The organism is Bradyrhizobium sp. USDA 4473, from assembly GCF_054063335.1.
The window spans coordinates 6050108-6075548 of sequence record NZ_JBSSGE010000001.1; the positions used below are offsets into that span (position 1 = coordinate 6050108).

The window sequence follows — 25441 nt, forward strand, 5'->3', positions numbered from 1 at the left end:
TGCTGCAGCTGTCGTGTAATCAATCCACGCGCCGCCTCGCGCGCAAGGTCCACTTTCACGCGAGCTCGGCACCAAACTGGTCCAGTGCGCTATTCCAGCATCGTGGTCAGCTGCGCGCCCTCATCCGCCACGAACATCGCGATCAGCTCCGCCGGCTCCGTGGTGCTGGCATTGGCCGAGACCATGTGGGTCGAGCCCGGCGGCTCGAAGAAGGACTGGCCGACCTTGAAGGTCTCGACCGGCCCGCCGCCGAGCTGGGAGCGGATCTCGCCCTTGGTGATATAAGCCGTCACCGAGCCGGAATGGCGATGCGGCGGCGTGAAGCCGCCCGGACCATAGAACACGCGCACCACCGTGACGCGCTTGCCAGCCACGTTCGGCAGCGCGTGCGAGGTGATAACCTCGACCTTGTCGAGCGGCGACGCCGCATTGGCGCTGGCGCAGAGCGGCGCGATCACCGCCGAGATCGCATCCATCGGGGTCGGCAGCGCCTTGCCGATCAGGCAGGCCGAGGCAAGTCCAGCGGCGACGGCCAGCGCAACCGGGCGCGGCAGCCGTGCGAATGGAAGAAAGGGTGTCACTGTCATCGGAGCCATCGGGTCGTCTCCCCTGTTATTGCCGTTTGATCGGTCTCGACCTTATGAAGCTGTCGCGTTCGCGCTCTGCCGGCGCGGCGGCGGCGTCCAGCGATAGGCTGCGCCGAACCGGTTCCAGACATTGATCGATGCGATCGCCGACGTCAGATAGGTCAGCTCCTGCTCGGAGAATTCTGCGGCGACCTGCGCATACACGTCGTCGCTGACGCCGTTCGGCATGGTGGTCAGCGCCTCGGTCCAGGCCAGCGCGGCGCGCTCGCGGGCCGAGAATTGCGGCGCCTCGCGCCACACCACCACGAGGTTCAGCTTGTCGACGGGCACGCCGAGGCTTTCGCCCTGCAGGATGTGATACTGCACGCAGAAGGCACAGCCGTTGATCTGCGAGGCGCGGAGCTTGACGAGCTCCAGCAGCTGCTTGTCCAGGCCGGCCTTCGCTGCGAACTGGCCGAGCGCACGCGCCGCGGCGAACACGTCAGGGGCAAGCTTCTCGAAGTCGGTGTATTCCTTGCGGGCATGTGACATTGGCCTGGCCTTACGTTATCAGTGTACTGACATATTATCAGAGCTCTGCTATTGAGCAAGACGCGGACATTGGCGAAGGCAACATGGTGGGAATGCAGAAACGCGGGAAGTCAGGCGTTGCCGGACGGCGGCCTGCCGGGAGCACGGCGGCCGGCAAGGCTCCGATCGGAACAGGATCGGCCGCAGCCGCCCTGCCTGTCCCATCGATCCCGCCGCCCGGCGAGGGCAAGCGCGGCGAACAGGGTTATCTGGCCTATCTGCTGCGCCAGGCGCACGCCGCCTCGCGGCTGTCGATGGAGCGCGGGCTCGCCGAACTCGGCGTCACCTCGCCGCAATTCGTTGTGCTCACGATGCTGAAGGCCTATCCGGGATTATCAGGCGCCGATCTGGCGCGGGTCGCGCTGCTGACGCCGCAGACCGTGAGCGTGATCATCCGCAACCTCGAGCGCGACGGCGCGATCCGCAAGACGCCGCACCCGGTCCACGGCCGGGTGCTGCAATGGACGCTGACCAGCCATGGAACCACGCTGCTGGAGAAATGCCGCCATATCGCTCAGGCGCAGGAGCGCCGGCTCGCCGCCGGCCTCGACGCCAAATCGGAGCAAATTGTCCGGCAATGGCTGTCAAAAATCGCCACAGATCTGCAGGATACATAACTCCTGCGGCGGCATGGCTTTTGGCTCACCCCATGGCCGCCGCTACACTGGCCCCATGAAACAGCCTGATTCTTTGAAGTCCCCTGCCCGTCGTACCGTCCTCAAGGCGGCGCTCGCCGCTGGCGTCACGCTTGCCAATCCGCTCGGCGCGCTCGCAGCGGCACCTCCCGGCTTCGATCAGTGGCGCGACAATTTCCGCGCCCGCGCGCTGGCAAAAGGCATCTCGGAGGCGACCTGGAATCGCTGCATGGCACGGGTCGAGCCCGACATGAGCGTGTTCAAGCAGATGCGCAACCAGCCGGAATTCCACGAGCAGATCTGGCAGTACATCAACCGCCGCGTCTCCGACTGGCGCATCATTCACGGCCGCGAGGCGCTGAAGAAGAACGACGCGCTGTTCGGCCGCATCGAGCGCGACTTCGGCGTCGAGCGCGGCACGCTGCTCGCGCTGTGGGGCGTCGAGTCGGCCTATGGCGATCCGCTGGTGCAGCAGAACCACATGACGCCGGTGTTTCCCTCGCTCGCCGCGCTCGCCTGGAACGAGCCGCGCCGCAAGGCCTATTGGGAGACCGAGCTGATCAACGCGATGAAGATCGTGCAGCGAGGCTGGAGCACGCCGGAGGAGATGAACGGCTCCTGGGCCGGCGCGATGGGTCATTCGCAGTGGATGCCGGAGGTCTGGCTCAATGTCGGCTTCGATTATGACGGCGACGGCAAGGTCTCGCCGTTCGGCCGGCCCGACGATGCGCTGGGTTCGACCGCGAAATATCTGGTCAATCGCGGCAAGTGGCACCGCGGCGAGCATTGGGGCTACGAGGTCCGCGCGCCCGGCGGCGCCAGCGGCAGCCGCACCTACGCAGCGTGGACCAGCGCCGGTGTCGTCAGAGCCGACGGCCAGCCCTTTCCGCAGCCGAACTCATCGGCGCAGCTCTGGATTCCGGTCGCGGGCGGCCCGGCCTTCCTGCTCGGCCCGAACTTCAACTCGGTGAAGAGCTACAACCCGTCGATGAATTACGCGCTGGCGATCTGCCATCTCGGCGATCGCTGTCTCGGCGGCCCGCCGTTCATCCAGCCCTTCCCGGGCTCCGAGCGCGCGTTGACGTTGGCCGAAGTGCAGGAGATGCAGACCCGGCTGACCAAGGCCGGCTTCGACACCGGCGGCACCGACGGCCGCGTCGGCAACGACACCATGAAGGCGATCAAGGATTACCAGATCAAGATGGGCCTGCTGCCCGCCGATGGCTACGGCGGGCTCAAGGTGCTGGCGCGGCTAAGGCAGGGTGGCTAGGTAGCCCCTCGCCGTCATTGCGAGCGCAGCGAAGCAATCCATCTCTCCGCGTATGCTGGACAATGGATTGCTTCGTCGCTTCGCTCCTCGCAATGACGGAGACTATTGCGGCTGCCGCACCACGCCGCCGGCATTCATGCCGCCGTCGATCACGAGTTCGCTGCCGGTGACGTAGCGCGACGCGTCCGAGGCGAGGTAGAGCACGCCCTGCGCGATCTCGATCGCCTGGCCGGCGCGGCCGAGCGGCGTCGCGAACCTGGCCCGCTCTTCCGGATCGATCGGCGCGTTCTGGCCGGCGCCGGTGGCACCGGTCGGGATCTTGCCCCAGATCGGCGTGTCGATGATGCCGGGATGCACCGAGTTGACGCGGATGCCGTCGTTCACCTGCGCGCACTCCATCGCGATCGACTTGGCGAACAGCCGCACCGCGCCTTTTGTCGCGCTGTAGCCGGACAGCGTCGCCGCGCCACGCAGGCCCGCCAGCGAGGACATCATGATGATGGAGCCGCCCCCAGTTTTACGCATCAGCGGCAGCGAATGCTTCACCGACAGGAACACGCCGTCGAGATTGATCGCGGTTTGCCGGCGCCAGTCGGCGAGCGACATCTCGACGATCGAGGGCGCGCCGATGCCGATGCCGGCGTTCGAGACCATGATGTCGAGGCGGCCGTGGCGCTTGCCGATCTCAGCGACGACCTCAATCCAGCGCTCCTCACTGGTGACGTCCTGCGGCAGGAAGCTCACCTTGCGCCCGGCCTTCGTGAGCCGCGCGGCGAGCTCCGGTCCCCTCAATTCGTCGATATCGGTCGCAACGACGATCGCGCCTTCCTGCGCGAGCAGTTCGACAATGGCCTCGCCGATCCCCGACGCGCCGCCGGTGACCAGCGCGACCTTGCCTTCAACCTGTCCTGACATGTCCTCTCCCAACGTTTCTTATTTGATCACCGTCGGGCCCTGATCCGGTACCGCGACGTCGAGGACACGGAATTGCACACGTTCGGTGCCTTGCCAACGGTCGACTGCAAGAGAGCCCGCCACGTGCAATTGCTGACCGCGATTTTGCGTCAAGGCGCTGCCGAGCTTCTGTCCGACCGAGCGGAATGCGATACCGTTGACGATCGATCCGTCGCCAGACTTGAAGCGCAGCCGCAAATGCGCCTGCCCGACCTCGTCCGCATAAACAAGCTGATGCGACGGCAGCGCGATCACCGGCTCGGGATTGGCGGCCCCGAATGGACCGGCGCGATTGAGCGTCGCGGCGAATTCCGGCGTCACCGCGCGCGCGGTCACCGCGCCATCGATGAACAGCTCGTTCTCGTGCCGCGAGTTGGCGACGTCCTCCGCCAGCGCGCTTTCCATGTAGGCGCGGAATTCGGCAAGCCTCTCCTTGCGCAGAGTGACGCCGGCCGCCATCGCGTGCCCGCCGCCTTTCATCAAGAGGCCGTCATGCACCGCCTGCCGCACCGCCTTGCCGAGATCGACGCCGCCGATCGAGCGGCCCGATCCGGTGCCGATGCCACCGGGCTCGAGCGCGATCGCAAATGCCGGACGCGCGAACTTCTCCTTCAGCCGCGCGGCGACCAGCCCGACCACGCCGGGGTGCCAGCCTTCCGCCGCGGTGACGATGACGGCGCCCTTGTCCTCGAGCCCGAGCGCGGCCAGCGCCTCGGCTTCGGCCTGCGCCTCGGCCGCCTGCTCGATCACGCGTCGCTCGGCATTGAGGCGGTCGAGCTCGGCCGCGATCCGCGCCGCCTCCGAGACATCGCCCTCGAGCAGCAGCCGCACGCCGAGATCGGCGCGCCCGATGCGGCCGCCGGCATTGATGCGCGGCCCCAGCATGAAGCCGAGATGCCAGGCCTCCGGCGGGCCATTGAGCCGCGCCACATCCATCAGCGCGGTGTGGCCGACATGGTCGCGGCGGCGCATCGCGATCAGGCCCTTGGCGACGAAGGCGCGGTTGAGCCCGATCAGCGGCGCGACGTCGGCGACGGTGCCGAGCGCGACGTGATGCAGCACGCTGAGCAGGTCCGGCTCCGGCATCTCGCCGGTCCAGAAGCCGCGCCGGCGCAGCTCGCGGTTCACGGCGACGAGGGTCACGAACACGAGGCCCACGGCGGCGAGATGGCCGAGCCCGGAGAGATCGTCGGGCCGGTTCGGATTCACCAGCGCCTCGACCTCGGGAAGTTCGTCGCCGGTCTGGTGATGATCGATCACCACGACCGACATCCCGAGCTTCTTGGCTTCGGCGAGCGGCTCGATGCTGGTGGTGCCGCAATCGACCGTGACGAGCAGCGTCGCGCCCTTGGCCGCGAGCGCGCGCACGGCGTCGACGTTCGGCCCGTAGCCTTCGAAAATGCGGTCGGGAATGTGGATCAGCGGGTCGAGCCCGCAGTGGCGCAGATGCCAGGTCAAAAGCGCCGCAGAGGTCGCGCCGTCGACGTCATAGTCGCCGAAGATCGCGACCTTCTCGCCGCGCATTGCGGCATCCGCGATGCGCCGGGCGGCAGTCTCCATCTCCGTGACCGTGTGCGGATCCGGCATCAGCTTGCGGATGGTCGGGTCGAGGACGTCGGCGACCTCATCGATCGCGACATCGCGGCCCGCCAGCACCCGCGCCAGCATTTCCGGCAGATTGTGCCGCTGCACGATCGCGAGCGCCCGCGCCGCCCCGCGCGCATCCAGCCGGTCGCGCCAGAGCTTTCCGGTCAGCGACCGCGTCACACCGAGAAACGCCTGTGGCGGCTCGACGGGCAGTACGGCTGCGTGGAGCGTCATGATTCCTTTCCAATCAGGCAGGAATCGTAGCGCCTCAGTGAATCCCAGGCCAGTTCTAGCAGCCCATCCGGCTGGCGATTTCCCCGAAATCCTTGGCCACGATGTCCCACGCGCCGGTGGCCTCGAAATCGACTTTCTGCAGCGGACCGTATTCGGTCGGACGCGCCACGAACGCCGTCTTCAGGCCGTGCTTCTGCGCGTGCTTGAGATCGTAGTTGTGGGCGGCGACCATCATCACCTGCTCCGGCGGCAGGCAGAGCAGCTTCGCTGCGCCGAGATAGGTTTCCGGATCGGGCTTGTAGTGTTCGAACAGCTCGGCCGACATCACGAGGTCCCAGGGCAGGCCTGCGAACTTCGCCATGTTGGTGAGCAGCGCGACGTTGCCGTTCGACAGCGGCGAGATGATGTATTTGGTCTTCAGCCGGGTCAGGCCGGCGACGCTGTCGGGCCACCCATGCAGGCGGTGCCAGCCCTTCGTCAGATGCTGCAGGTCGGCTTCGGTGAGCCCCTTGATGTCGAACTGCGCGACCAGCTTCTCCAGCGAGCGGCGATGCAGGACGTCGAGGATGACGTAGCCGTTCTGCGGGTTCTTGCGCACCTCGTCCATCGAAGCCGCATAGACTGCGCGCCAGCCGTCGACCAGCGCGGTCCAGTCGGCCTTGATGCCGCGCGTCTCTCCCCAAGTCGTGAAATCGTTGATCAGGCTGGTGCGCCAATCGACCACGGTGCCGAACACGTCGAACACCAGCGCCTTCACCGCGGACAGATCGGACATGCGCGTCTCCCCTTGTTGTTGTTCTTTTTCGTCGTTCCGGGGCGATGCCCAGCATCGAACCCGGAACCTCGAGATTCCCCGATGCGCAATTGCACATCTGTGGTTCGCGCTTCGCGCGCCCCGGAATGACGATCGCTGTAGTCCTCAATCCAGGTGGAACTTCTCCAGCTGGCGGTGCTCGGCCTTGATGTAGCGCACGGTGCCGGTGACCGAGCGCATCACGACCGTCTCGGTCTCGATCACGTCCTTCTTGAATTTGACGCCGGTCAGCAGCGAGCCGGTGGTGACGCCGGTGGCGGCGAACAGGCAATCGCCCTTGGCCATGTCCTCGATGCCGTAGATCATCTTCGGATCGGTGACGCCCATCTTGTGGGCGCGCTCGCGCTTCTCCTCGGTGTCGAGGATCAGGCGGCACTGCATCTGGCCGCCGATGCAGCGCAGTGCGACTGCTGCCAGCACGCCCTCGGGCGCGCCGCCGGTGCCGATATACATGTCGACGCCGGTCTCGTCGGGCTTGGCGCAATGGATGACGCCGGCGACGTCGCCGTCGGTGATCAGCTGCACGGCAGCGCCGGTCGAGCGCACGCTGTTGATGATGTCGGCATGGCGCGGACGGTCGAGCACCAGCACGTTGATGGCGGTCGGATCGACGCCCTTGGCCTTGGCGAGGCGGCGGACGTTGTCGGCCGGCGGCGCGTCGAGCTCGATCACGTTCTTGGCGTAGCCCGGGCCGATCGCGATCTTTTGCATGTAGACGTCGGGCGCGTGCAGCAGCGTGCCGCCATCGGCCATCGCCATGGTGGCGATCGAGCCCGGCATGTTCTTGGCGCACAGCGTGGTGCCTTCGAGCGGGTCGACCGCGATGTCGACCTTGGGGCCGGCATTGAGGCCGACCTTCTCGCCGATGAACAGCATCGGCGCCTCGTCGCGCTCGCCCTCCCCGATCACGACCGTGCCCTCGATCGGCAGCTTGTTGAGCTCGCGCCGCATCGCGTCGACCGCAGCCTTGTCGGCGGCCTTCTCCTGGCCGTGGCCGCGCAGCCGCGCGGCCGACACCGCCGCGCGCTCCGTCACGCGCACGATTTCGAGCGTCAGGATGCGCTCGAGCAGCATCTGCGGCGGAACGGAAATATGGGTCGACATCAGCGTAACTCCTTAAGCGTCTGGGACAGGCCAGCCTGCCCGCATCAATCGTCTCACGCCCGACCCGTTCAGGCCATGCGCTAGTTTTTCTCGATCCGGATCACCTGCGGCCGACCGCTGATGACCTTATCGCGCTGCACTGCGGCCAGCGCACGATGCACGGCATCCTCGCTGGTCGCATAGGTAATCAGAATGACCGGGACCGGTGAAGGTTTTTTGGCCGCACCGTTCACATCGACGCCATCCGGGTGCCGTTGCACGATGGATTCCAGAGATATCTTCTGTTCCGCGAGACGGGTGGCGATTGTTGCGGCAGTGCCTGCAAGATCGCGCGCCATCAGGCGGATATAGTAGCCACCCTCATGGCGTTCCATCGGCGCCTTGGTGGTGTCACGCAACCGCTCCACCGGGCGCCCGAACGGTTTGGCGCGGATGCCGCGGGCGACATCGGCGATGTCAGCGACCACGGCCGAGGCCGTCGCGCCGCCGCCGGCGCCGGGCCCGACCAGCGTGATCGGGGGAATGCCCTCGCCGTCGATCGCGACCGCGTTGGTCACACCCATCACCTGGGCGATCGAGGACGATTTCGGCACCATGGTCGGGTGCACGCGCTGCTCAATGCCCTTTGCCGTGCGCACGGCCACGCCGAGCAGCTTGACGCGGTAGCCGAGTTCCGCGGCGGCCTTGAGGTCTTCCGGCGTGATCGAGGAAATGCCTTCGACGTAAACCGCGCTTTCCGCGACCTTGGTTCCGAAGGCGAGGCTCGCCAGGATCGCGAGCTTCTGCGCGGTATCGTGACCGTCGACGTCGAATGACGGGTTGGCTTCGGCATAGCCGAGGCGCTGGGCGTCCTTCAGGCACTCCTCGAACGACAGACCCTCCTGCTCCATCCGGGTCAGGATGTAATTGCAGGTGCCGTTGAGTATGCCATAGACGCGGTTGACGCTGGTGCCGGCAAGGCCCTCGCGCAGCGTCTTGATGACCGGGATCGCCGCGCCGACCGCCGCCTCGAAGTTCAACGCGCCGCCATGCTTCTCGGCGGCCGCCGCGAGCCGCAGGCCGTGCTTGGCGATCAGCGCCTTGTTGGCGGTCACGACCGACTTGCCGGCCTTCAGCGCGGTCTCGATCGCAGACAGCGCCGGATCGCCCGCGCCGCCCATCAATTCGACGAAGCACTCGATATTCGGATCTTCGGCGAGCGCCTCGGGGCTCTTGGCCCAGGCGATACCGCCGAGGTCGAGGCCGCGCTTCTTGGCCTTCGAGCGCGCCGTGACGGCGACCACGCGAACGGGTCGGCCGCTGCGCTCGGCCAGCGCCCGTCCTTGCGTTTCGATGAGGCGGACGACATCGGCACCGACGGTGCCGAGCCCCGCTATGCCCACGTTCAGGGGTGCGACCATGGATTTAAGCAACCTGGAAGGATTAGCGCCGGTTGGCGAGAGGAACGACGTTGTGCAACGTTTCGATGCCGCTTTCAAGGAAGCGGCGCACGCCGCGCGCGGCCTGCCGGATGCGCTGCTCGTTCTCCACCATCGCGATGCGGACATAGCCTTCGCCGTGCTCGCCGAACGCAACGCCGGGCGACACCACGACGCCGGATTTCTCCACCATCAGGGTCGCGAACTGCATGCTGCCGACCGCCTCGAATGCCTTGGGCAGCGGCGCCCAGGCGAACATCGAGGCCTGCGGCGGCGGAATCTCCCAGCCGGCGCGGCCGAATGACTCGACCAACGCATCGCGGCGCTTGCGGTAGGTGTCGCGCATCTCCCGGATGCAGTCGTCCGGACCGTTCAGCGCCGCGGTCGCCGCCACCTGGACCGGCGTGAAGGCGCCGTAATCGAGATAGGACTTGACCCGCGCGAGCGCGGCGATGATGCGCTCATTGCCGACCGCAAAGCCCATGCGCCAGCCGGCCATCGAGAATGTCTTCGACATCGAGGTGAATTCGACGGTGACGTCGATCGCGCCGGGCACCTGCAGCACCGACGGCGGCGGATTGTTGTCGTCGAAATAGACTTCGGCGTAGGCGAGATCGGACAGGATGAAGATGTCGTGCTTCTTCGCGAACGCGACCAGATCCTTGTAGAAGTCGAGGTCCGCGACATAGGCGGTCGGGTTCGACGGGTAGCAGACGATCAGCGCGATCGGCTTCGGGATCGAATGGATGATCGCCCGCTCGACCGCCTCGAAGAATTGCGGCGTCGGCTCCGACGGCACCGAGCGGATCACGCCGCCCGCCATCAGGAAGCCGAAGGCGTGGATCGGGTAGCTCGGATTCGGGCACAGCACGACGTCGCCCGGCGCGGTGATGGCCTGCGCGACGTTGGCAAAGCCCTCCTTTGAGCCGAGCGTCGCCACCACCTGGGTATCCGGGTTGAGCTTGACACCGAAGCGGCGCGCGTAATAGGCGGCCTGGGCCTTGCGCAGGCCGTTGATGCCGCGCGAGGCCGAGTAGCGATCGGTGCGCGGCTTGCCCAGTGTCTCCTTGAGCTTCTCGATCACATGCGGCGGGGTCGGCAGGTCCGGATTGCCCATGCCCATATCGATGATGTCGGCCCCGGCATTGCGCGCGGCCGCCTTGGCCTGGTTGACCTTTTCAAAGACGTAAGGCGGCAGACGGCGAATGCGGTAAAAATCTTCCATGGGACCCTTGCTCCGACAACCGCGATGCCAGAATCGACCCCCTTGGTAAGCCTGCGGAAGCCGTCACGGCCTCTTACAAAAATCGCGCCGAATCAACGATTTAGAGCGAACTCAGGCGCACGATCTGGGGGCTGCGGCCGGATCTGCGGTTGAACCGGGTTTCTTTTAGCACGGACGCCGGGCGGCGCCAGCGCTGATCGCCCACCAGGCGCAGCTCACTTGCCGGCCTGGGCCGACGCCTGAGCCTGACGCTCGCGTGCGGCAATCAGCTCCTGCTCGATCTTGGCCTGATCGGCCGGCTTGATCGTCGGATCGGCCCGGTCGGGCGGAAGGTCATGGACCGGCAGATAGCCGCTGGCATCCTTGGCCCGGGCCGGCGCATCGGCCGGCATGGCCATATCGGCGATCGTGCTCGAGCACCCGCTCAGCGCCACCATCGACGCGAGCAGCACCACGGCCGCGAGCCCCCTGTTCATTCGATCGATCGGCATGCGCCGAATTGTCCCCAACAAGCTAGCGCGCACGTCGCACGTTGCCGACACGGGTCGCACTGGTACGAGCCTTGCAGCGTCCCCGCTGCGTTAATTTCGACTTTAGCGTTTCAAACCATTGTCGCCCGAAACACTTAAAGCGGAAACAAGAAAAGCGACCCCTGAGGCTTCAATATGACGGAACAAAGATTTTTTGTCGCACCGCAACAGAGTGAAACGTCGGATTTTGCCTGATTTCCCTTGCCGCACCGCGCGATGACGCCCCCCAAACGACGCGATAGTGTCCTGCAGATGAGCAACGTCATTCCCAACACCCAAGCAGCCCCCAAATTCAACGCCGAAGCCTTCGCCATGAACATCGCGCGGGCGATGGAGAGCAGCGGCCAGGCGCTGGCCGCCTATCTCAAGCCGCGCCAGACCGGGGAAGTCCGCGACAAGCCGCCGAACGAGCTCGGTGAGGTCATCAAGACCTTCAGCGTGATTGCCGAATACTGGCTGTCCGACAAGGAGCGCGCCTCGTCGCTGCAGATGCAGCTCGGCAAGGACTACCTCGATCTCTGGGGCTCGGCGGTGCGCCGCATGGCCGGCGAAGCCGACGCCAAGCCGGCGATCGTGCCGCCCCCCCGCGACAAGCGCTTCCAGGATCCGGAATGGAAGTCGAACCAGTTCTTCGACTTCATCCTGCAGCTTTATCTGTTGACCTCGAAATGGGCGCAGCAGCTGGTCCGTGACGCCGACGGAATCGATCCGCACACCCGCAAGAAGGCCGAATTCTACGTTCAGCAGATCAGCAACGCGCTGGCGCCGTCGAACTTCGTGCTGACCAATCCGGAGGTGCTGCGCACCACCGTCGAGACCAACGGCGACAATCTGGTGCGCGGCATGAAGATGCTGGCCGAGGACATCGAGGCCGGCCACGGCACGCTGCGGATCCGCCAGTCCGATTCGAGCAATCTCGAGGTCGGCGTCAACATGGCGACGACGCCGGGCAAGGTGATCTACCAGAACGAGCTGATGCAGCTGATCCAGTATTCCCCGGCAACCGAGAACGTGCTGCGCACGCCGCTGCTGATCGTGCCGCCCTGGATCAACAAGTTCTACATCCTCGATCTGCGCCCCGAGAAATCCTACATCAAATGGTGCGTCGACCAGGGCATAACGGTGTTCGTGATCTCCTGGGTCAATCCCGACAAAGAGCTCGGCAAGAAGACCTGGGCGGATTACATGACCGAAGGCCCGCTCACGGCGATGGACGTGATCGAGAAAGCCACCGGCGAGATGAAGGTGCACACCGCCGGCTATTGCGTCGGCGGCACCCTGCTCGCCTCGACGCTGGCCTATCTCGCCGAGAAGCGTCGCCAGCGCGTGACCTCGGCGACGTTCTTTGCCGCGCAGGTCGACTTCACCCATGCCGGCGACCTCCTGGTCTTCGTCGACGAGGACCAGATCTCGGCGCTGGAACGCGACATGCAGGAATCCGGCGTGCTCGAAGGCAGCAAGATGGCGATGGCCTTCAACATGCTGCGCTCGAACGACCTGATCTGGTCGTATGTCGTGAACAATTACCTGAAGGGCCAACCGCCCTCCTCGTTCGACCTGCTGCACTGGAATTCGGATGCGACGCGGATGCCGTCGTCGAACCATTCCTACTATCTGCGCAACTGCTATCTGGAGAACCGGCTGTCGACCGGCACGATGGTGCTCGACAACACGCTGCTCGATCTGTCGAAGGTGAAGGTGCCGGTCTACAACCTCGCCGCCCGCGAGGATCACATCGCGCCGGCGGAATCGGTGCTGTACGGCTCGCAGTTCTTCGGCGGCCCGGTGAAGTATGTGCTGTCCGGCTCCGGCCATATCGCCGGCGTGGTCAATCCGCCTGCGTCGAACAAGTACCAGTACTGGACCAACGACAACATCAAGGACGTCAAGCTCGCCGACTGGCTGAAGGGCGCCGAGGAGCACAAGGGTTCGTGGTGGCCCGACTGGCGCGCCTGGCTGGAGAGCCATGATCCGGAGACGGTTCCGGCGCGCATGGTGGGGGCGAACGGAATGCAGGCGCTCGAGGATGCCCCGGGCAGCTATGTCCGCGTCCGCGCATAGCGCGACATCGTCCGCTCAGCTATAAACAAACGGTCCCGGCGGTCGGGAATCGCATTGACGTGAGGGGGAGACGATGACGCGCGAACTGTTCTGGCTGTCGCTGACGGTGATCCTGACCGGGCTGTTGTGGATCCCCTACATCATCAATCGCTGCCAGGTGCGCGGCCTCTCCGGCGCCATGGGCAATCCCTCGCGCACCGACAAGCCGCATGCCGAATGGGCCAACCGGTTGATGTTCGCCCACGACAACGCGGTCGAGAACCTCGTGATCTTCGCGCCGCTGGTCTTGATCCTCAACGCGGCCGATTACTCCACCAAATGGACCGTGCTGGCCTGCGCGGTCTATTTCTGGGCCCGCGTCGCACATCTGGTCGTCTACACGCTCGGCCTGCCGGTGTTCCGCACGCTGGCCTTCACGGTCGGCTTCCTTGCCCAGGCGGTGCTGGCGCTCGCGATCTTCAAGATCGTCTGAGCTGCAGCGTGGCGCCAGTTGAGGCACAGGCGTTGCTTGTGCCTCCTACTGCCCCCTTGCCTGCGTGGGATGGGTTCACGCCGATAGTCGCGTCAACGCATTCTGACTTGTGATGACAAAACGCGACGAATTCCGAGCTGCAACAATCCGAACGCTGGCGAACCGGGCGGGCAACCACTGCTGCAATCCGGAGTGTCGGCGTCTCACCTCGGGCCCAGCATTGGCGGAGGACAAGTCCGTCAATGTCGGGCAAGCGGCACACATCACCGCTGCGGCGCCCGGGCCCGGCGCCAAGAGATACGACGCCACCCTGACGAAGGAAGAGCGCCGCGCGCCAAGCAACGGCATCTGGCTGTGCCAACTCTGCGCCAAGCTGATCGACACCGACGAGGCGCGCTTCACGACCGAGCTTTTGCGCAACTGGAAGCAGGACGCCGAAGAACGCGCATTTCGGGACATAGCAACCGCCGCGTCGGGGGCCTCTCGGCGACCGGCAATCGTCGTGGAACTTGACGATGAAGACCGCGAATTCCTCCTCTCCCTAGCGTTGCCGCAGAAAGACCGCCTCGACACGGTGATCGCGCGCATGCTGCCGGCGGCCCGGCGCGATATCGCAATCTTCCGGAACACGAAAGAATGGCCATCGCATGCCGTTGCTCTGAACTTGACGCTTCGCGGGAGCGATGGCAGCGGGCATGCGGCGACGATTGCAGGCTTGGCTAACGGCGTCGGAGCCGCCGAAGCGGTAAATATCGTCGCGCCGCCCGGCACCGGCAAGACGACGACACTCGTCCAACTGGCTGAAACGCTGGTTGAGTCCGGCAAAGTAGTCGCAGGGTTTGTGCCATTGGGCGAATGGTCGGACCGCCGTGAGGATTTCTTCACCTTCTTGACGCGACGTAACGCCTTTGGCATTTTCCGTGCTCAGCACTTCATGCAGCTCGCCTATCACGGCCGCTTTGCACTACTGCTCGATGGGTGGAACGAACTGGATCCGGCGGCACGGGTTGCGGCCACCCGCCTCCTGAAGGCGCTCAGGCGCGAATATCCTTTGCTCGGCATAGTAATAGGGACACGGCGGCACCTCCTGCCGATTTCCGGCGCGGTCGTCGAAGTCGACCCGCTTTCCGAGGGCCAACAACTTGAACTAGCTAGGGCATTGCGAGCACAAGAGGGTGAAGCGCTAGTGGACCAGGCCTGGCGTACACCGGGCGTGCGCGATCTCGTGACCATCCCGCTCTACCTGACGGCCCTCCTTCGCAGCACGCCAAACGCGAAATTCCCGCAGACGAAAGAAGAAGTCTTGCGGCTTTTTGTTACGCAACACGAAGAAGAGCCGGAAAAGGCGGCGATCCTGCAAAAGGAATTGCTCGGCTTTCATAGTGATATGCTGACTGGCCTCGGCGTCGAAGCAAATAGTGTTGCGAAGACGGTGCTCTCGGACACGTCCGCCAACCGGGTCATCGCTGAAGTGGGCGCGCGTTTGGCCGCGGCGGGGCAATTCACAACCCCTCCCCAGCCTACGATCACAATCGAGGTTCTGGTAGGCAATCACCTCTTGGTCCGCGTCCCCTCGGGCGGCATTTCGTTCCAGCATCAACAATTCCAGGAATGGTACGCCTCGCTCGACGTCAGCCGGATCATGCGCGAGGCAGGGAATGGCGACGTGATAGCGCGATTAAGGCTCCGGACGGACGTTCTGAACTGGCCAGCTTGGGAGGAAGCAGTCCTGTTCGCCTGCGAGCGGTTGTCGCGCGAGAATGCCGGCGGCGCGCAGGCGGTCGCGGCTGCGATCCGCGAAACACTCGGAATCGATCCGATGTTGGCCGCCGAAATGATCTTTCGCTCATCACCTGAAACTTGGACGCTGATCGGCGCCGAAACGACGACCTTTGTGGCGCGTTGGCACACGGCCGGCGAGGCGGACCGCGCGGCTCGCTTCATGATGACGACTGGCCGGCCAGAGTTCGCGCCGCAAATCTGGCCGTTGATCTCGAGTCCTGACCAACAGGTCTATCTCAGCGCTTTGCGCTCGCCCCCGCGCTTTCGACCGTCGGTCTTGGGCAGTGCCGCAGAGCAAAAGCTTGCTGCATTGCCGCTGGAAACACGCAAACACGTCGTGGCGGAAATCGCGAGTTACAGCGGTTTCGATGGCATTGAACTGGCTATGCGCGTGGCAAAAGCCGACCCGAACGCGGATGCGGTGCTCGAAGTACTCCAAGCGCTGCAATTCCGGCGCGCAGACCGGATGGTGACGGAAATTTTGCAGACCGCGTCAGATGTGGTTTGGCAGCTTGCGGCGCACGCCGGATATCCCGACGAACTTGCCGATCCGACGCAGAACGAAAGGCTCGCGGGGCTTCGGCGGACGCAGATCGAAACGGAAACCGATCCCGTGAATTGCCTGAGGAGCCTTGCCAAGCATCAGGTTGAGGACCCAGAAGCTGATACACGGATCGAGGAGTTGATTGCGGCATCCAACTTTCCGGCAAAAGGTGACGTGGCAGCGCGTGCTCTCCAAGAGGCCCAGGCCACCTATCCCGGAGCGGTGCGGAGAGCCCTTCAGCGCCGTGTCGCTACACGCTTGGACTTGCCTTTTGGGGCACACGAGTTCCTGACCGGCGGCGATGCCCTTGATGAGGGTCCCGTCGTGGAGGCTTTGCTCGATGCGGAGACACCAGAAACCGTCATCCGAGTCGCCTTCGTGGTCGCCGGTCCCAAGACCATCGGTGCGGTGATCGACCGACTTTTTGAACTACATGAGGCCTATCAACGCGATAGCAACGGCTGGGGACGCGCGGAACAAGGGGCCGAACGCGAGGAATACGGGCGGTTGCGGACCGCTATCGGAGCCTCACGCCAAGATTCGTTTCTAACGGCTCTGTTGGAACGCGCGGAAACGGACGATCCCATCCGTATCGAATTTCTCGCCGATCTTCTGCGCTGGCACGGCCCGCCCGGTGATGATGTCAGGTCTGACGTTAGCGAACAGACACGTTCTGCCATGGTTAGAACCCTTCAGCATTGGAAGAACACCCTGCTGCAATTACCGCACGCCAATCGACATCAAATGGCTGCGGTGTCCCGGGCGATGATCCGTTTTCCCGATCCGCAATTCGTTCCGGGATTGCGTCGAATGCTGGAGCGCGACCTCGCAGATTGGGCAAGGGCGCGCGAGGAGCGAGCGAACGCGCCTCATCGCGGCCCCACCTCGCCCGACGTGACGCATAATCACACCTTGGGATATCAAAGCGCATTTGCCGCAATCGGAAGCGAGACGGCGGTCACCGCCCTGAAGGAGTATCTGCCCGATCCGCGTTTTGGCGTGCAAGCGGCCAGCGCTCTCTTGGAGATTTGGAACCGCGACAATCCATCGGGCAAGGCGCCGATTGTAGCGTTCGGGCGGGACTATTCACGCGCCAGACTACTTGAGAAACAACGCCGCGAGACACCTGAAATGCTTCCGACCTGTGACTATGCGGAGGCGATCTTTAACGTCGCAAGATCGATCGGCTCCAACGAAGCGGACTCTCGCGTCCAACTACATGCAATCGCTCTCGCGGCCATCGGTCTCGGCATGCCGCACGGCTTGAAGCGTACCGAGATCGACAACCTACTTGCACTCCCCGTCACTTACGCAGCCAAACAGCGGCTTCTTATCGCGAGCGCAATGGCTGGCGAGGTTCTCCGGTCCGATACCCTCGTGGCGGGATTTGACGAGCTGCTTGAAGCTGGCAAGACGCAGTCGTGGCGGCTGGGGGAAAATCACGGCGAGGTGATGAATTGGGTCGAACTGTTCGCCTTCTCAGACCATCCCGAGGCCGTGCTCGGCCTGCTTGACCGGTTGCCCCAGGAATACGGTTATCCAAGTTCGTTGGATCGCCTGCTGTCAGCGCTTGCTAAGAGCCCGCATGAAGGGGCCCTTGATGTCCTTCAGGAGCTCGCCCGCCGCGATGCGCGATTCTTAGACCGACATGACTGGGCACACGCCGTCATCAAGGTCGGCTCCGAGAAATCCGGCCAGACCTTTCTGTCGCTAATCAGCGATGGCGAACTAGGCAATGCGCGTGGCGCTGATTCCTTTCACCTATCGAGACTGCTCGCGCGCCTCGGCGAGGAATTCCATGCCCTCAAGGAAGGAATGCTGCAATCCTATCAGCGCTTGAACGGAGGGCGGCCGAAATCAATCATCGAGGCGGCGCTCATCGAGCTCGCAGACGCGCCAGTCATTCGTGCGCTGGTTCGCGGCTATGCGACTGACCATCGGCCTTACGATGGCGGGCTTGCGAGCGCGCTGCGCAACGCCGCGCTTGGGCGACGCCCCGTCGAAGGCTGGAGCGCGAACGCCTATGAGGAGTTCAGCGTGTCGCTCGCCGAGCTTCGCCGGGAACTGTTGGGACTTACCTTGGCGGGGGACGCGCAATCCCGACTGGCGCAAGCATGCCTAGTCGAGATCGAGGAATTGCGAGACGAGCATGGCCGGGTTGATGACGAGCCGCGCCACCCCGATATCTCTTCGGGACAACCTTGGCCGATCATCCTGTGACACCTGTGTGTGGGGGACCATATCTGAAGCTCGGGCAGGACCTCGAACGATGAATCAGATATCAAAAAGGTTTGGAATCTGCTTGTCCTTCGCTAGTCCCCATTCTTGCGCACCACGATGTGCAGCATCGTGGCGGGCGCCTCGTCAAAACTCTTGATCTCGCTGGTGTCGGACGAGACTTGCGCCCACGCTCCTGACGCGGCGTAGGTCGACGCCAGCCAATCCGCGGCGGGATAATTGTAGTAGCGGCCGATACTGTCACGGCCGTCGCCATGGCCGATCTTGTAGCTCGCGTAGAACAGGCCGCCGGGTTTCAGCGCCCGACGGATGCGGCCGAGGATGCCGGCGAGCTCGTCGCGCGGCACGTGCAGCAGGCAGGCGCTGGCCCAGACTCCGTCATAGGCCTCACAATCCTCGAGCTCATCGAACAGCATCGCCTCGACGGGATGGTTGATGCGGCGCGCCGCCACCTCTGCCATCTCGGGTGAGCCGTCGGTCGCACGCAGCACGAAGCCTGCGGCGAGCATCACCGCGGCATGATTGCCGGCACCGCAGCCGAGTTCGAGGATCGCGCCGCCCGGCGGCAGCAGCTTGAGAAAGCCGACCAGCCGGGTCGACGGGGCTTTCGCCCACCCGGCATAGGCTTCGGCATGGCGCCGGTAGAATTGCAGCGTGGCGTCGTCCACCCGCGTTTGCCGTCAACTGTCGGCAAGCCCGAGCATCAGCCGCATGTTCTGGACCGCGGCGCCCGAGGCACCCTTGCCCAGATTGTCGAGCCGCGCGACCAGCACCGCCTGGCGATGCTTGTCGCTGGCGAAGACATAGAGCTCGAGCTGGTTGGTCTCGTTGAGCGCCTCCGGCTCGATCTTGCCGCCCTTGCTGGCCTCGTTCTGCAGCGGCATCGCGGACACATATTTGCTGCCGGCGTACCACTTCGCCAGCACCGCCTGCAGATCGGCACCATCAGGCTTGCCCGGCAGCGCGTCGAGCTGCAGCGGCACCGAGACCAGCATGCCTTGCCGGTAGTTGCCGACCGACGGGATGAACAGCGGCCGCCGTGTCAGATGCGAGTAGAGCTGCATCTCCGGCACGTGCTTGTGCTCGAAGCCGAGCCCATAGAGATGGAATGCCGGCGCCGAGCCGTCCTCGAAGCTCGAGATCATCGTCTTGCCGCCGCCCGAATAGCCGCTCACCGCGTTGATGGTGACGGGATAATCTGCCGGCAGCAGGCCGGCATCGACGATCGGCCGCAGCAGCGCGATCGCGCCGGTCGGATAGCAGCCGGGGTTCGAGACCTTCGGCGCGGTGCGGATCTTGTCGGCCTGGCCGGGCGCGAGCTCCGGAAAGCCATAGGCCCAGTCGGGCGCGACCCGGTAGGCGGTCGACGCGTCGAGCACCTTGGGCGCCGAACTGCCCATGGTGTCGATCAGCGCAACAGTTTCCTTGGCCGCCTCGTCCGGCAGGCAGAGGATCACGAGATCCACCTCCTCCATCAGCGCGCGCTTGGCACCGGCATCCTTCCGCTTGTCCTCGGCGATGTGCTTCACCGCGACATCGCCGATCGAATGCAGCCGCTCCTGGATGCCGAGACCGGTGGTGCCGGAGGCGCCGTCGACGAACACGGTGGCCCTGGTCGCACCGCTCTTGGTTTTCGGATTGGTGTCGGTGAGGGTCATGGCAGGCTCCTTTCGAGTTCGTTCGTTTCGTTTGCTAACACATCTGGCCGCGCCTGCGCCGCCAATCCGTAGCTGTTATCCCTGAGCGCATCCCCGTTCACAACACCCTCCGCTCACGGAAACAGCGCGATCTGCTCCAACCCGGTGGTTTCGGGCAAGCCGAACATCAGGTTCATGTTCTGGATCGCCTGCCCGGCAGAACCCTTCACGAGATTATCGAGCGTCGAGAGCACGATGGCGCGGTTCTTGATCCGGTCGGCGACGACGCCGATCTGAACGTAATTGGAACCGCGCACGTTCTGCGTCTGGGGCAGCACGCCCTTCTTCGTCACATATACGAACGGCTCGTTGGCGTAGGCCTTTTCCAGCTCGGCGCGCAAATCGTCCGGCGTAGCCCCGTTGAGCTTGACATAGGACGTGCAGAACTCACCCCGCGCCATCGGAATGAGATGCGGGGTGAAGTTCACGGTCACAGCCGAGCCAGCGGCCGCGCCGATCTCCTGCTCGATCTCCGCCGAGTGTCGATGGCTTCCGATCGAATAGGGCGACAACCCTTCGCCGGCCTCACTGAACAGCGTGTTCTGCTTCAGTCCGCGTCCGGCGCCGGTGACGCCCGACTTGGCGTCGATGATGATGTCGTCGATGTCGATCAGCCTTGCCTTCGCCAGCGGAACAAGCGCCAGCAGAACCGCCGTCGGATAGCAGCCGGGACAGGCCACCAGCCGCGCGGCCGTGATCTTCTCCCGGTAGAGTTCGGTCAGCCCGTAGACGGCCTCGTCCTGCAATTCGAGCGCCCGGTGCTCATGGCCGTACCATTGCGCGTAGCTGTCTTTGTCGCGCAGCCGGAAATCCGCGGACATGTCGAGGATCTTGATTCCGGGATTGGCTTTCAGCACCGCGGCGATGATCTCTTGCGTCGTCCCGTGCGGCAGTCCGCAGAACGCGGCATCGAGCCGCGTCCAGTCGACCTTTTCCCATTCCACGAGCTTCGGCAGGTCGAGCATGAAGAAGTGAGGAAATACCTCGCTCATCGTTTTGCCGGCATGGGTGTTGGCGGTCAGTGCGGTGATTTCGGCATTCGGGTGCCGCGCCAACAGGCGCACCGCGTCGGCGCCGGTGTAGCCGGACGCGCCCAGAATTGCGATTTTCTTCTTCGTCATTGCTCGCTCCCTGGAAGCGCAGTCATCTCGGTCTGTATCATCGCGAAAGCCTGCGGGCGAACCTCGCGCATCACATAGGCATCCGCGCCGGTGGCGGCCAGCAGCCAAGACGTCCCACTTGCTGCGCCACCCGCCAGCTTTACCAGCGGATTGTGACGGGCAACATGAAACAGCGCCCGTGGCGAGCCGTCGGCGACGGTCAGATAGAACGGCAGCGCGGCGGCGATCGGCTTGCCGCCGTCCCACGCGCAGGCCAAACCGAAGCCGCGCGCTTCCGCGAAGCCGAGGCTCGCGGCGCGGTCGGGCTTGAACACCGGTGGCGTATACATGGTCGAAGCTCCTGCGTGACGAAGGAGCCGCCAGATCGAACCGCGTGTCTTTTTGAGGAGAGCGCCGCGGGATCGGGTCCGGCGGCAGAGGCGATGGTCTTAAACGCGAGCGACCGCCCATACCGCGGGAATGCTGCGGCGGCGGGCGATGATGATGGTCGCGGCGTTGATCATGGCGCGGCTATAAGGCCGCGCCCCGCTGACGTCAAGGTTGTTGCTGGTCATTCCGGGGCGATGCAAAGCATCGAACCCGGAATCTCGCGCCATGGCTATGCTGCCGCCTCGGGCATGAATTTCTGGATTCCGGGTTCGCGCGGCGGGCGCGCGCCCCGGAATGACAGTCCTAAATCGCCGGATTCCACGGCGCCGGCACGACGCGGTAGCCGTTGCCGTCCTTCACCACATTGCCGAGGCCCGGGAACGGATAGTGGAAGCCCTGCACCTGGAGCCGCTCCGCGACCACCATGTCGTAGATGCGGCGGCGGGTCGTCTCCGCGACGTCGCCGTCCTGGTCGAAGAACGCATGCCAGCCGGGATTGGTCGCGAACAGGTTCGGATTGTTGGTGACGTCGGACTGGATGAAGACCTTGTCCGGACCCGATGCCAGTACATAGGAGGTGTGGCCCGGCGTATGGCCGACGGTCTCGACCGAGGTCAGGCCCGGCGCAATCTCCTTGCCCCACTCGTAGGGCGTGACCTTCTTCTTCAGACCGGCCTCGAAGATGTTGCGGTTGTTCTTGAACAGGCCCTGCATGCGGCCGGCCGGCGCCCGGCTCATCTCGCCGTCGTCCATCCAGAACTTCCATTCGGTCGCCGGCACCAGCACCTCGGCATTCGGGAATGCCGGCGTGCCCTCGGCCGTCAGCAGGCCGTTCACGTGGTCGCCGTGGAAGTGCGAGATCACGACCATGTCGACCGCCTTGGGGTCGAAGCCGGCCGCGACGAAATTGTCGGCGAACAGGCCGTTGGCGCCCTTGCTGCTGGCCTTCGCGACCGCGCCGTTGCCGGTGTCGATCACGACCAGCTTGCCGCCGGTGTTGAGCACGATCGGCGCGAACCAGATCGTCATCATGTCGCGCGGCATGAACGCCTTCTCCAGCGCCGCGTTGACGTCGTCCCGCTTCGCGTTCGGGATGAAGCCGTCTTCCAGCTTGAAGACGTTCTTGCCGTCGGACACCGCGGTGACCAGGATGTCGCCGACCTTGTAGCGATAGAAGCTCGGCGCCTGCTTGTCGGCTGCGGGCGCGGCGGCCGCCGCAGGCGCGGCCGACAACAGCGGCGCGGCGGCGATGCCGGCAGCGCCGGCGAGTGCGTGACGTCGTGTCAATTCCATGTGGTGTCCTCCCAGTGAAACGGTGGCGGCGAGCGCGCATGACGGGCGATGTTCTAGCAGTGTTTTGCCTGCTCGTGCGATGACGGCTGCGCGATCCGTCCTCCGGCTAACCCTGCCGTGGCGGCCTTATTCCGAGGTCCGGCACGTTCCTGTCGCCTTCACAGCCTGCCGAGCAGGCCGATGTGGCGGAACAGGCTTTCCCAGAAGCCGCCGCCGGCCAGCAATCCGTCAAGGCGGGCGCGGGCCAGCGTGCTGCCGCGATCGGACGCCCTGGCGTACCATTTGATGGCTTCCTGGGCGTCCTTCGGCACGCCGGTGCCGCTCTCATAGGCGTATCCCAGATTGTACTGGGCATCGCTGTCGTTCTGGTCCGCAGCAATCCGGAGCAACGCAATGCCCCTGAGCTGATCCATCGGCAGCCCCTGGCCCTTGAGATAGAGCAGCGCGAGATTCATCTGCGCCCACGTCGAGCCCTGGTCAGCGGCCTTTGAAAACCAGTTGGCCGCCTGCTGATAGTCCTGGGCAAGGCCGACGCCGTCCCGATAGAGGCGCGCCAGACGGGACTGACCGAACACGCTGCCCCGCTCGGCTGCCTTTGCGTACCATTGAGCGGCGACCTTCTCGTCGCGCGCCGTGCCGAGCCCGTACTCATAGGCATAGCCCAGCTTGCCCTGGCTGTAGGAATCACCCTGCTCCGCCGCCATTGAGAACCAGCGGATCGCCTCGGCATAGTCGCGCTCGATACCGAAGCCGCTGTCATACATGTAGCCGACATAGGATTGGGCCTTGGCGTTTCCGCTCTCGGCGTAGGGTCGAAGCAGCGCCATCGCGCGCGCGTAGTTCCGCGCGTCATACGCGTTCACCCCTTCGGTGAAGTCGGCGCTGACCTCATTGACCAACGGCACTGACCTTGGCGTCAATCCGACCTGTCGGAATTTGAACTCCGTGAACTTGTCGAAGCCAGCCTTGATGGCCGTTGCGAACTCGGCGGGACAGACCGCGGCGTCGACGCTCAGCTTCAGCACGGCGCTGGAGCGTATCGTCTGGCCATCCAGCGTCGCCGTCGCGTCGACTTCGACACGGCCCGTGGTAGCGCCGTACAGGGTGCTGCCGCTGAAGCTCTGGCTATAGGTCAGTGGTGCCGGCTTTTCGAAGAAATGCGTTCCCTCCGGCACCGTGAGCGAGCTGGTCTCACGATATTCCAGCGAGCGGCAGAGGAAGGCGCGGTCGGTCACCCCACCCGTGGCGAGCAACAGCAGCGACGGCCGTGGATCTGTCAGCGGCAGCATTCGAATGCGTTCTGGATAATTGAGGCCGACGGGCTTGCTGATCTCGAAGGTCGCGGTGATAGCATAGCCGTCCGACAGTTCTCTCGGATTCGGAAAGCCGTAGTCACCGCTACCGCTCAGCCCGGCCTGCTCGATCATTTCCGTCTGGCGCTGGTCTGCCGATCCACCCTTTCCAGGCCTTGCGCGACAGAACGTCCGACGGTCGCTCCAAGTCCGCTCCCGGACAGGACCGAGCGCGCGCGGCGGGTGCCATCGCCGAGCAGCGTGTAGTCGGTATCCGCTGCAAGCACGAAGCGCTGCGGCCCCGCGACCGGAATGCGGGCGAGCGTCCCCTTGTCGATGTTGAGCGCGGGCTTGCCGCCAAGACTCGCCGGCAGGGAATCGAAAGCGACAAGCGATGCCGTCGGATCGAGATACTGGTCCAGCGCCGGAACGTAGACGATCGCGTGGTCGAAATTCTGCGTAGCGACCTCCGTCAGCGTGTATTGCACGCCGGCGTTCACCACGACGAAATTGGCCTCGATCCCCTGTGCCGCGAGCAATGCCTTGAGGACCGTCGCGTGCGCCTTGCAATCGCCGTAGCGCGCCGCAAACACGGCGGATGCGGGTTGCGACGTCAGGCCGCCATCCTCGAGTCCGATCCCGACATAGCGGATGTTGCGCGCGACCCAGTTGTCGATCCGCTCGACCTTGGCGCGCACGTCGCCGGCGTCGCCGACAATCTCCGCCGACAGCTTCCGCAAAGCCTCATCCGGCAGCGCCATCGGCGCGTTGCGCGCGTTCAACGTCGCCGCAAAGGCCGCATAGTCCGCGAAGGTGCTGGCCTCGAAGCGCTTGGCATCGTCGAACGATCCCGCGTCGATCTGGCGCAACGTCGGCGTCTCCTGCCTGAAGCGGACATGATGCACGATCCGGTCGCCCGATCGTTCCTCGCGATGCTCGACGCCACGGACCGCGATATGCAATGGCTTCGAGGCAGGCGCGTCGAGCGACAGCTCGATCACCTCGGGCGGCTGGTCCACGGGCTGGCTCCAGAAGCCGGCATATTCCCCGGGAAACTCGGCGCGTTTCGCCTTGTAGATCAGCCGGCCCTTGATCTTGTCGCCGGGAGCGACATCGGGATAAGCGACCATCCGTTGCCGCTGCTCATCGAAATAGGGAGAGGACGAGTCGGTCGAGGCAGGCTGGTCGCGCACAGCGCGCTCGTCGACCGCGATCACGCGGCCGTCGGCCTTCAACGTCGCCAGCTCGCTGGACGCCAGATCATAGAAGTAGCTGTTGTAGCCAAAGATCCGGCGGGCGAGCACCTCTGCCCCCTTCTCATTGAGTGCCACAGCCTCAAAATCGAAAACGGTCGTGCTCAGGCCCTGCTCGTCGAAGGTGATTGCGTAACGGACGACCGTGCGCCGCCAGCCTGGATCGACCCAGACCTGGTGCGGCTTTGCGGCCGCGGCGACCGTGTCTGCTGGTTCCGCTGCAACGACACGCGGCAGCAGCAGGGCGAAAACGAGACAGATGCGCGCGATCATGGTGATGCAAGCCCGACGACGACCAAAACGTCGGCTGTTGAGCTAGCACCGAGACATTACCGTCCCCTCGCCCGGATAGAAAACTTTTAAGTTTCGCCCATCGCGTGTGGACGCCGCA

The 25441-nt window shown here is 64.7% G+C and carries 21 protein-coding genes and 1 pseudogene; 5 read left to right on the top strand and 17 right to left on the bottom strand.

Annotated features, from left to right (window positions below; all coding sequences use genetic code 11):
* Window positions 1-89 precede the first annotated feature (89 nt).
* A complete protein-coding gene (locus ACVW17_RS28670; protein ID WP_456754985.1) occupies window positions 90-596 on the bottom strand; it encodes a cupin domain-containing protein in 507 nt (168 codons plus the stop codon).
* A gap of 42 nt (window positions 597-638) precedes the next feature.
* A complete protein-coding gene (locus ACVW17_RS28675; protein WP_456798153.1) occupies window positions 639-1118 on the bottom strand; it encodes a carboxymuconolactone decarboxylase family protein in 480 nt (159 codons plus the stop codon).
* Between the two features lie 83 nt (window positions 1119-1201).
* Here ACVW17_RS28675 and ACVW17_RS28680 point away from each other — a divergent pair, with 83 nt between their 5' ends.
* Window positions 1202-1774 (top strand): MarR family winged helix-turn-helix transcriptional regulator, encoded by a 573-nt coding sequence (locus ACVW17_RS28680; protein ID WP_456754987.1) that lies wholly within the window; start codon window positions 1202-1204, stop codon window positions 1772-1774.
* Window positions 1775-1829: 55 nt separating this feature from the next.
* Window positions 1830-3062 (top strand): lytic murein transglycosylase, encoded by a 1233-nt coding sequence (locus tag ACVW17_RS28685; RefSeq protein ID WP_456754988.1) that lies wholly within the window; start codon window positions 1830-1832, stop codon window positions 3060-3062.
* A 102-nt stretch (window positions 3063-3164) separates the two neighbouring features.
* On the opposite strand, the gene ACVW17_RS28690 is transcribed toward ACVW17_RS28685, so the two are convergent.
* The 7 genes from ACVW17_RS28690 to ACVW17_RS28720 all read right to left on the bottom strand — a co-directional run bounded on the left by ACVW17_RS28690 (window position 3165) and on the right by ACVW17_RS28720 (window position 10889).
* Window positions 3165-3977 (bottom strand): glucose 1-dehydrogenase, encoded by an 813-nt coding sequence (locus tag ACVW17_RS28690; protein WP_456754989.1) that lies wholly within the window; start codon window positions 3975-3977, stop codon window positions 3165-3167.
* A gap of 18 nt (window positions 3978-3995) precedes the next feature.
* On the bottom strand, window positions 3996-5837 hold the full coding sequence (gene recJ, locus ACVW17_RS28695; protein ID WP_456754990.1) for a single-stranded-DNA-specific exonuclease RecJ: 1842 nt from the start codon (window positions 5835-5837) through the stop codon (window positions 3996-3998).
* 55 nt (window positions 5838-5892) lie between these two features.
* Window positions 5893-6612, bottom strand: a complete 720-nt coding sequence (locus ACVW17_RS28700; RefSeq protein WP_456754991.1) for a haloacid dehalogenase type II — start codon at window positions 6610-6612, stop codon at window positions 5893-5895.
* A gap of 144 nt (window positions 6613-6756) precedes the next feature.
* Window positions 6757-7755, bottom strand: a complete 999-nt coding sequence (gene glpX, locus ACVW17_RS28705; RefSeq protein ID WP_050420275.1) for a class II fructose-bisphosphatase — start codon at window positions 7753-7755, stop codon at window positions 6757-6759.
* Window positions 7756-7835: 80 nt separating this feature from the next.
* Entirely contained in the window at window positions 7836-9155 is a 1320-nt protein-coding gene (locus ACVW17_RS28710) for a homoserine dehydrogenase (protein ID WP_456754992.1), read from the bottom strand.
* Window positions 9156-9177: 22 nt separating this feature from the next.
* Entirely contained in the window at window positions 9178-10398 is a 1221-nt protein-coding gene (locus ACVW17_RS28715; RefSeq protein ID WP_456754993.1) for an LL-diaminopimelate aminotransferase, read from the bottom strand.
* A 215-nt stretch (window positions 10399-10613) separates the two neighbouring features.
* Window positions 10614-10889, bottom strand: a complete 276-nt coding sequence (locus tag ACVW17_RS28720) for a hypothetical protein (protein WP_456754994.1) — start codon at window positions 10887-10889, stop codon at window positions 10614-10616.
* Window positions 10890-11180: 291 nt separating this feature from the next.
* Here ACVW17_RS28720 and ACVW17_RS28725 point away from each other — a divergent pair, with 291 nt between their 5' ends.
* The 3 genes from ACVW17_RS28725 to ACVW17_RS28735 all read left to right on the top strand — a co-directional run bounded on the left by ACVW17_RS28725 (window position 11181) and on the right by ACVW17_RS28735 (window position 18007).
* Window positions 11181-12989 carry a PHA/PHB synthase family protein gene (locus ACVW17_RS28725; RefSeq protein WP_456754995.1) on the top strand — a complete coding sequence of 603 codons (1809 nt, stop codon included), beginning with the start codon at window positions 11181-11183 and terminating at the stop codon, window positions 12987-12989.
* Window positions 12990-13062: 73 nt separating this feature from the next.
* A complete protein-coding gene (locus tag ACVW17_RS28730) occupies window positions 13063-13461 on the top strand; it encodes an MAPEG family protein (protein ID WP_456754996.1) in 399 nt (132 codons plus the stop codon).
* Between the two features lie 112 nt (window positions 13462-13573).
* Window positions 13574-18007 carry an NACHT domain-containing protein gene (locus tag ACVW17_RS28735; RefSeq protein WP_456754997.1) on the top strand — a complete coding sequence of 1478 codons (4434 nt, stop codon included), beginning with the start codon at window positions 13574-13576 and terminating at the stop codon, window positions 18005-18007.
* Between the two features lie 92 nt (window positions 18008-18099).
* Here the strand turns inward: ACVW17_RS28735 and ACVW17_RS28740 are convergent, their stop codons facing one another.
* The 8 genes and pseudogenes from ACVW17_RS28740 to ACVW17_RS28775 all read right to left on the bottom strand — a co-directional run bounded on the left by ACVW17_RS28740 (window position 18100) and on the right by ACVW17_RS28775 (window position 25323).
* On the bottom strand, window positions 18100-18693 hold the full coding sequence (locus ACVW17_RS28740; protein ID WP_456754998.1) for a class I SAM-dependent methyltransferase: 594 nt from the start codon (window positions 18691-18693) through the stop codon (window positions 18100-18102).
* A 12-nt stretch (window positions 18694-18705) separates the two neighbouring features.
* Window positions 18706-19683 (bottom strand): N-acetyl-gamma-glutamyl-phosphate reductase, encoded by a 978-nt coding sequence (gene argC, locus ACVW17_RS28745; RefSeq protein WP_456754999.1) that lies wholly within the window; start codon window positions 19681-19683, stop codon window positions 18706-18708.
* A gap of 113 nt (window positions 19684-19796) precedes the next feature.
* Window positions 19797-20843: an N-acetyl-gamma-glutamyl-phosphate reductase gene (gene argC, locus ACVW17_RS28750; protein ID WP_456755000.1), complete on the bottom strand. Its 1047-nt coding sequence runs from the start codon at window positions 20841-20843 to the stop codon at window positions 19797-19799.
* Between the two features lie 71 nt (window positions 20844-20914).
* A pseudogene (locus ACVW17_RS28755) lies at window positions 20915-21172 on the bottom strand (FMN-binding negative transcriptional regulator); the annotation flags it as partial.
* A 99-nt stretch (window positions 21173-21271) separates the two neighbouring features.
* Window positions 21272-21397: a hypothetical protein gene (locus ACVW17_RS28760; protein WP_456755001.1), complete on the bottom strand. Its 126-nt coding sequence runs from the start codon at window positions 21395-21397 to the stop codon at window positions 21272-21274.
* 118 nt (window positions 21398-21515) lie between these two features.
* Entirely contained in the window at window positions 21516-22505 is a 990-nt protein-coding gene (locus ACVW17_RS28765) for an MBL fold metallo-hydrolase (RefSeq protein WP_456755002.1), read from the bottom strand.
* Window positions 22506-22663: 158 nt separating this feature from the next.
* Window positions 22664-23932, bottom strand: coding sequence for a tetratricopeptide repeat protein (locus ACVW17_RS28770; protein ID WP_456798154.1), 1269 nt, complete (start codon window positions 23930-23932; stop codon window positions 22664-22666).
* Complete coding sequence (locus tag ACVW17_RS28775) at window positions 23929-25323, bottom strand: DUF3857 domain-containing transglutaminase family protein (protein WP_456798155.1); 1395 nt, start codon at window positions 25321-25323, stop codon at window positions 23929-23931. Before ACVW17_RS28775 ends, ACVW17_RS28770 begins: the two co-directional genes overlap by 4 nt.
* Window positions 25324-25441: the final 118 nt, after the last annotated feature.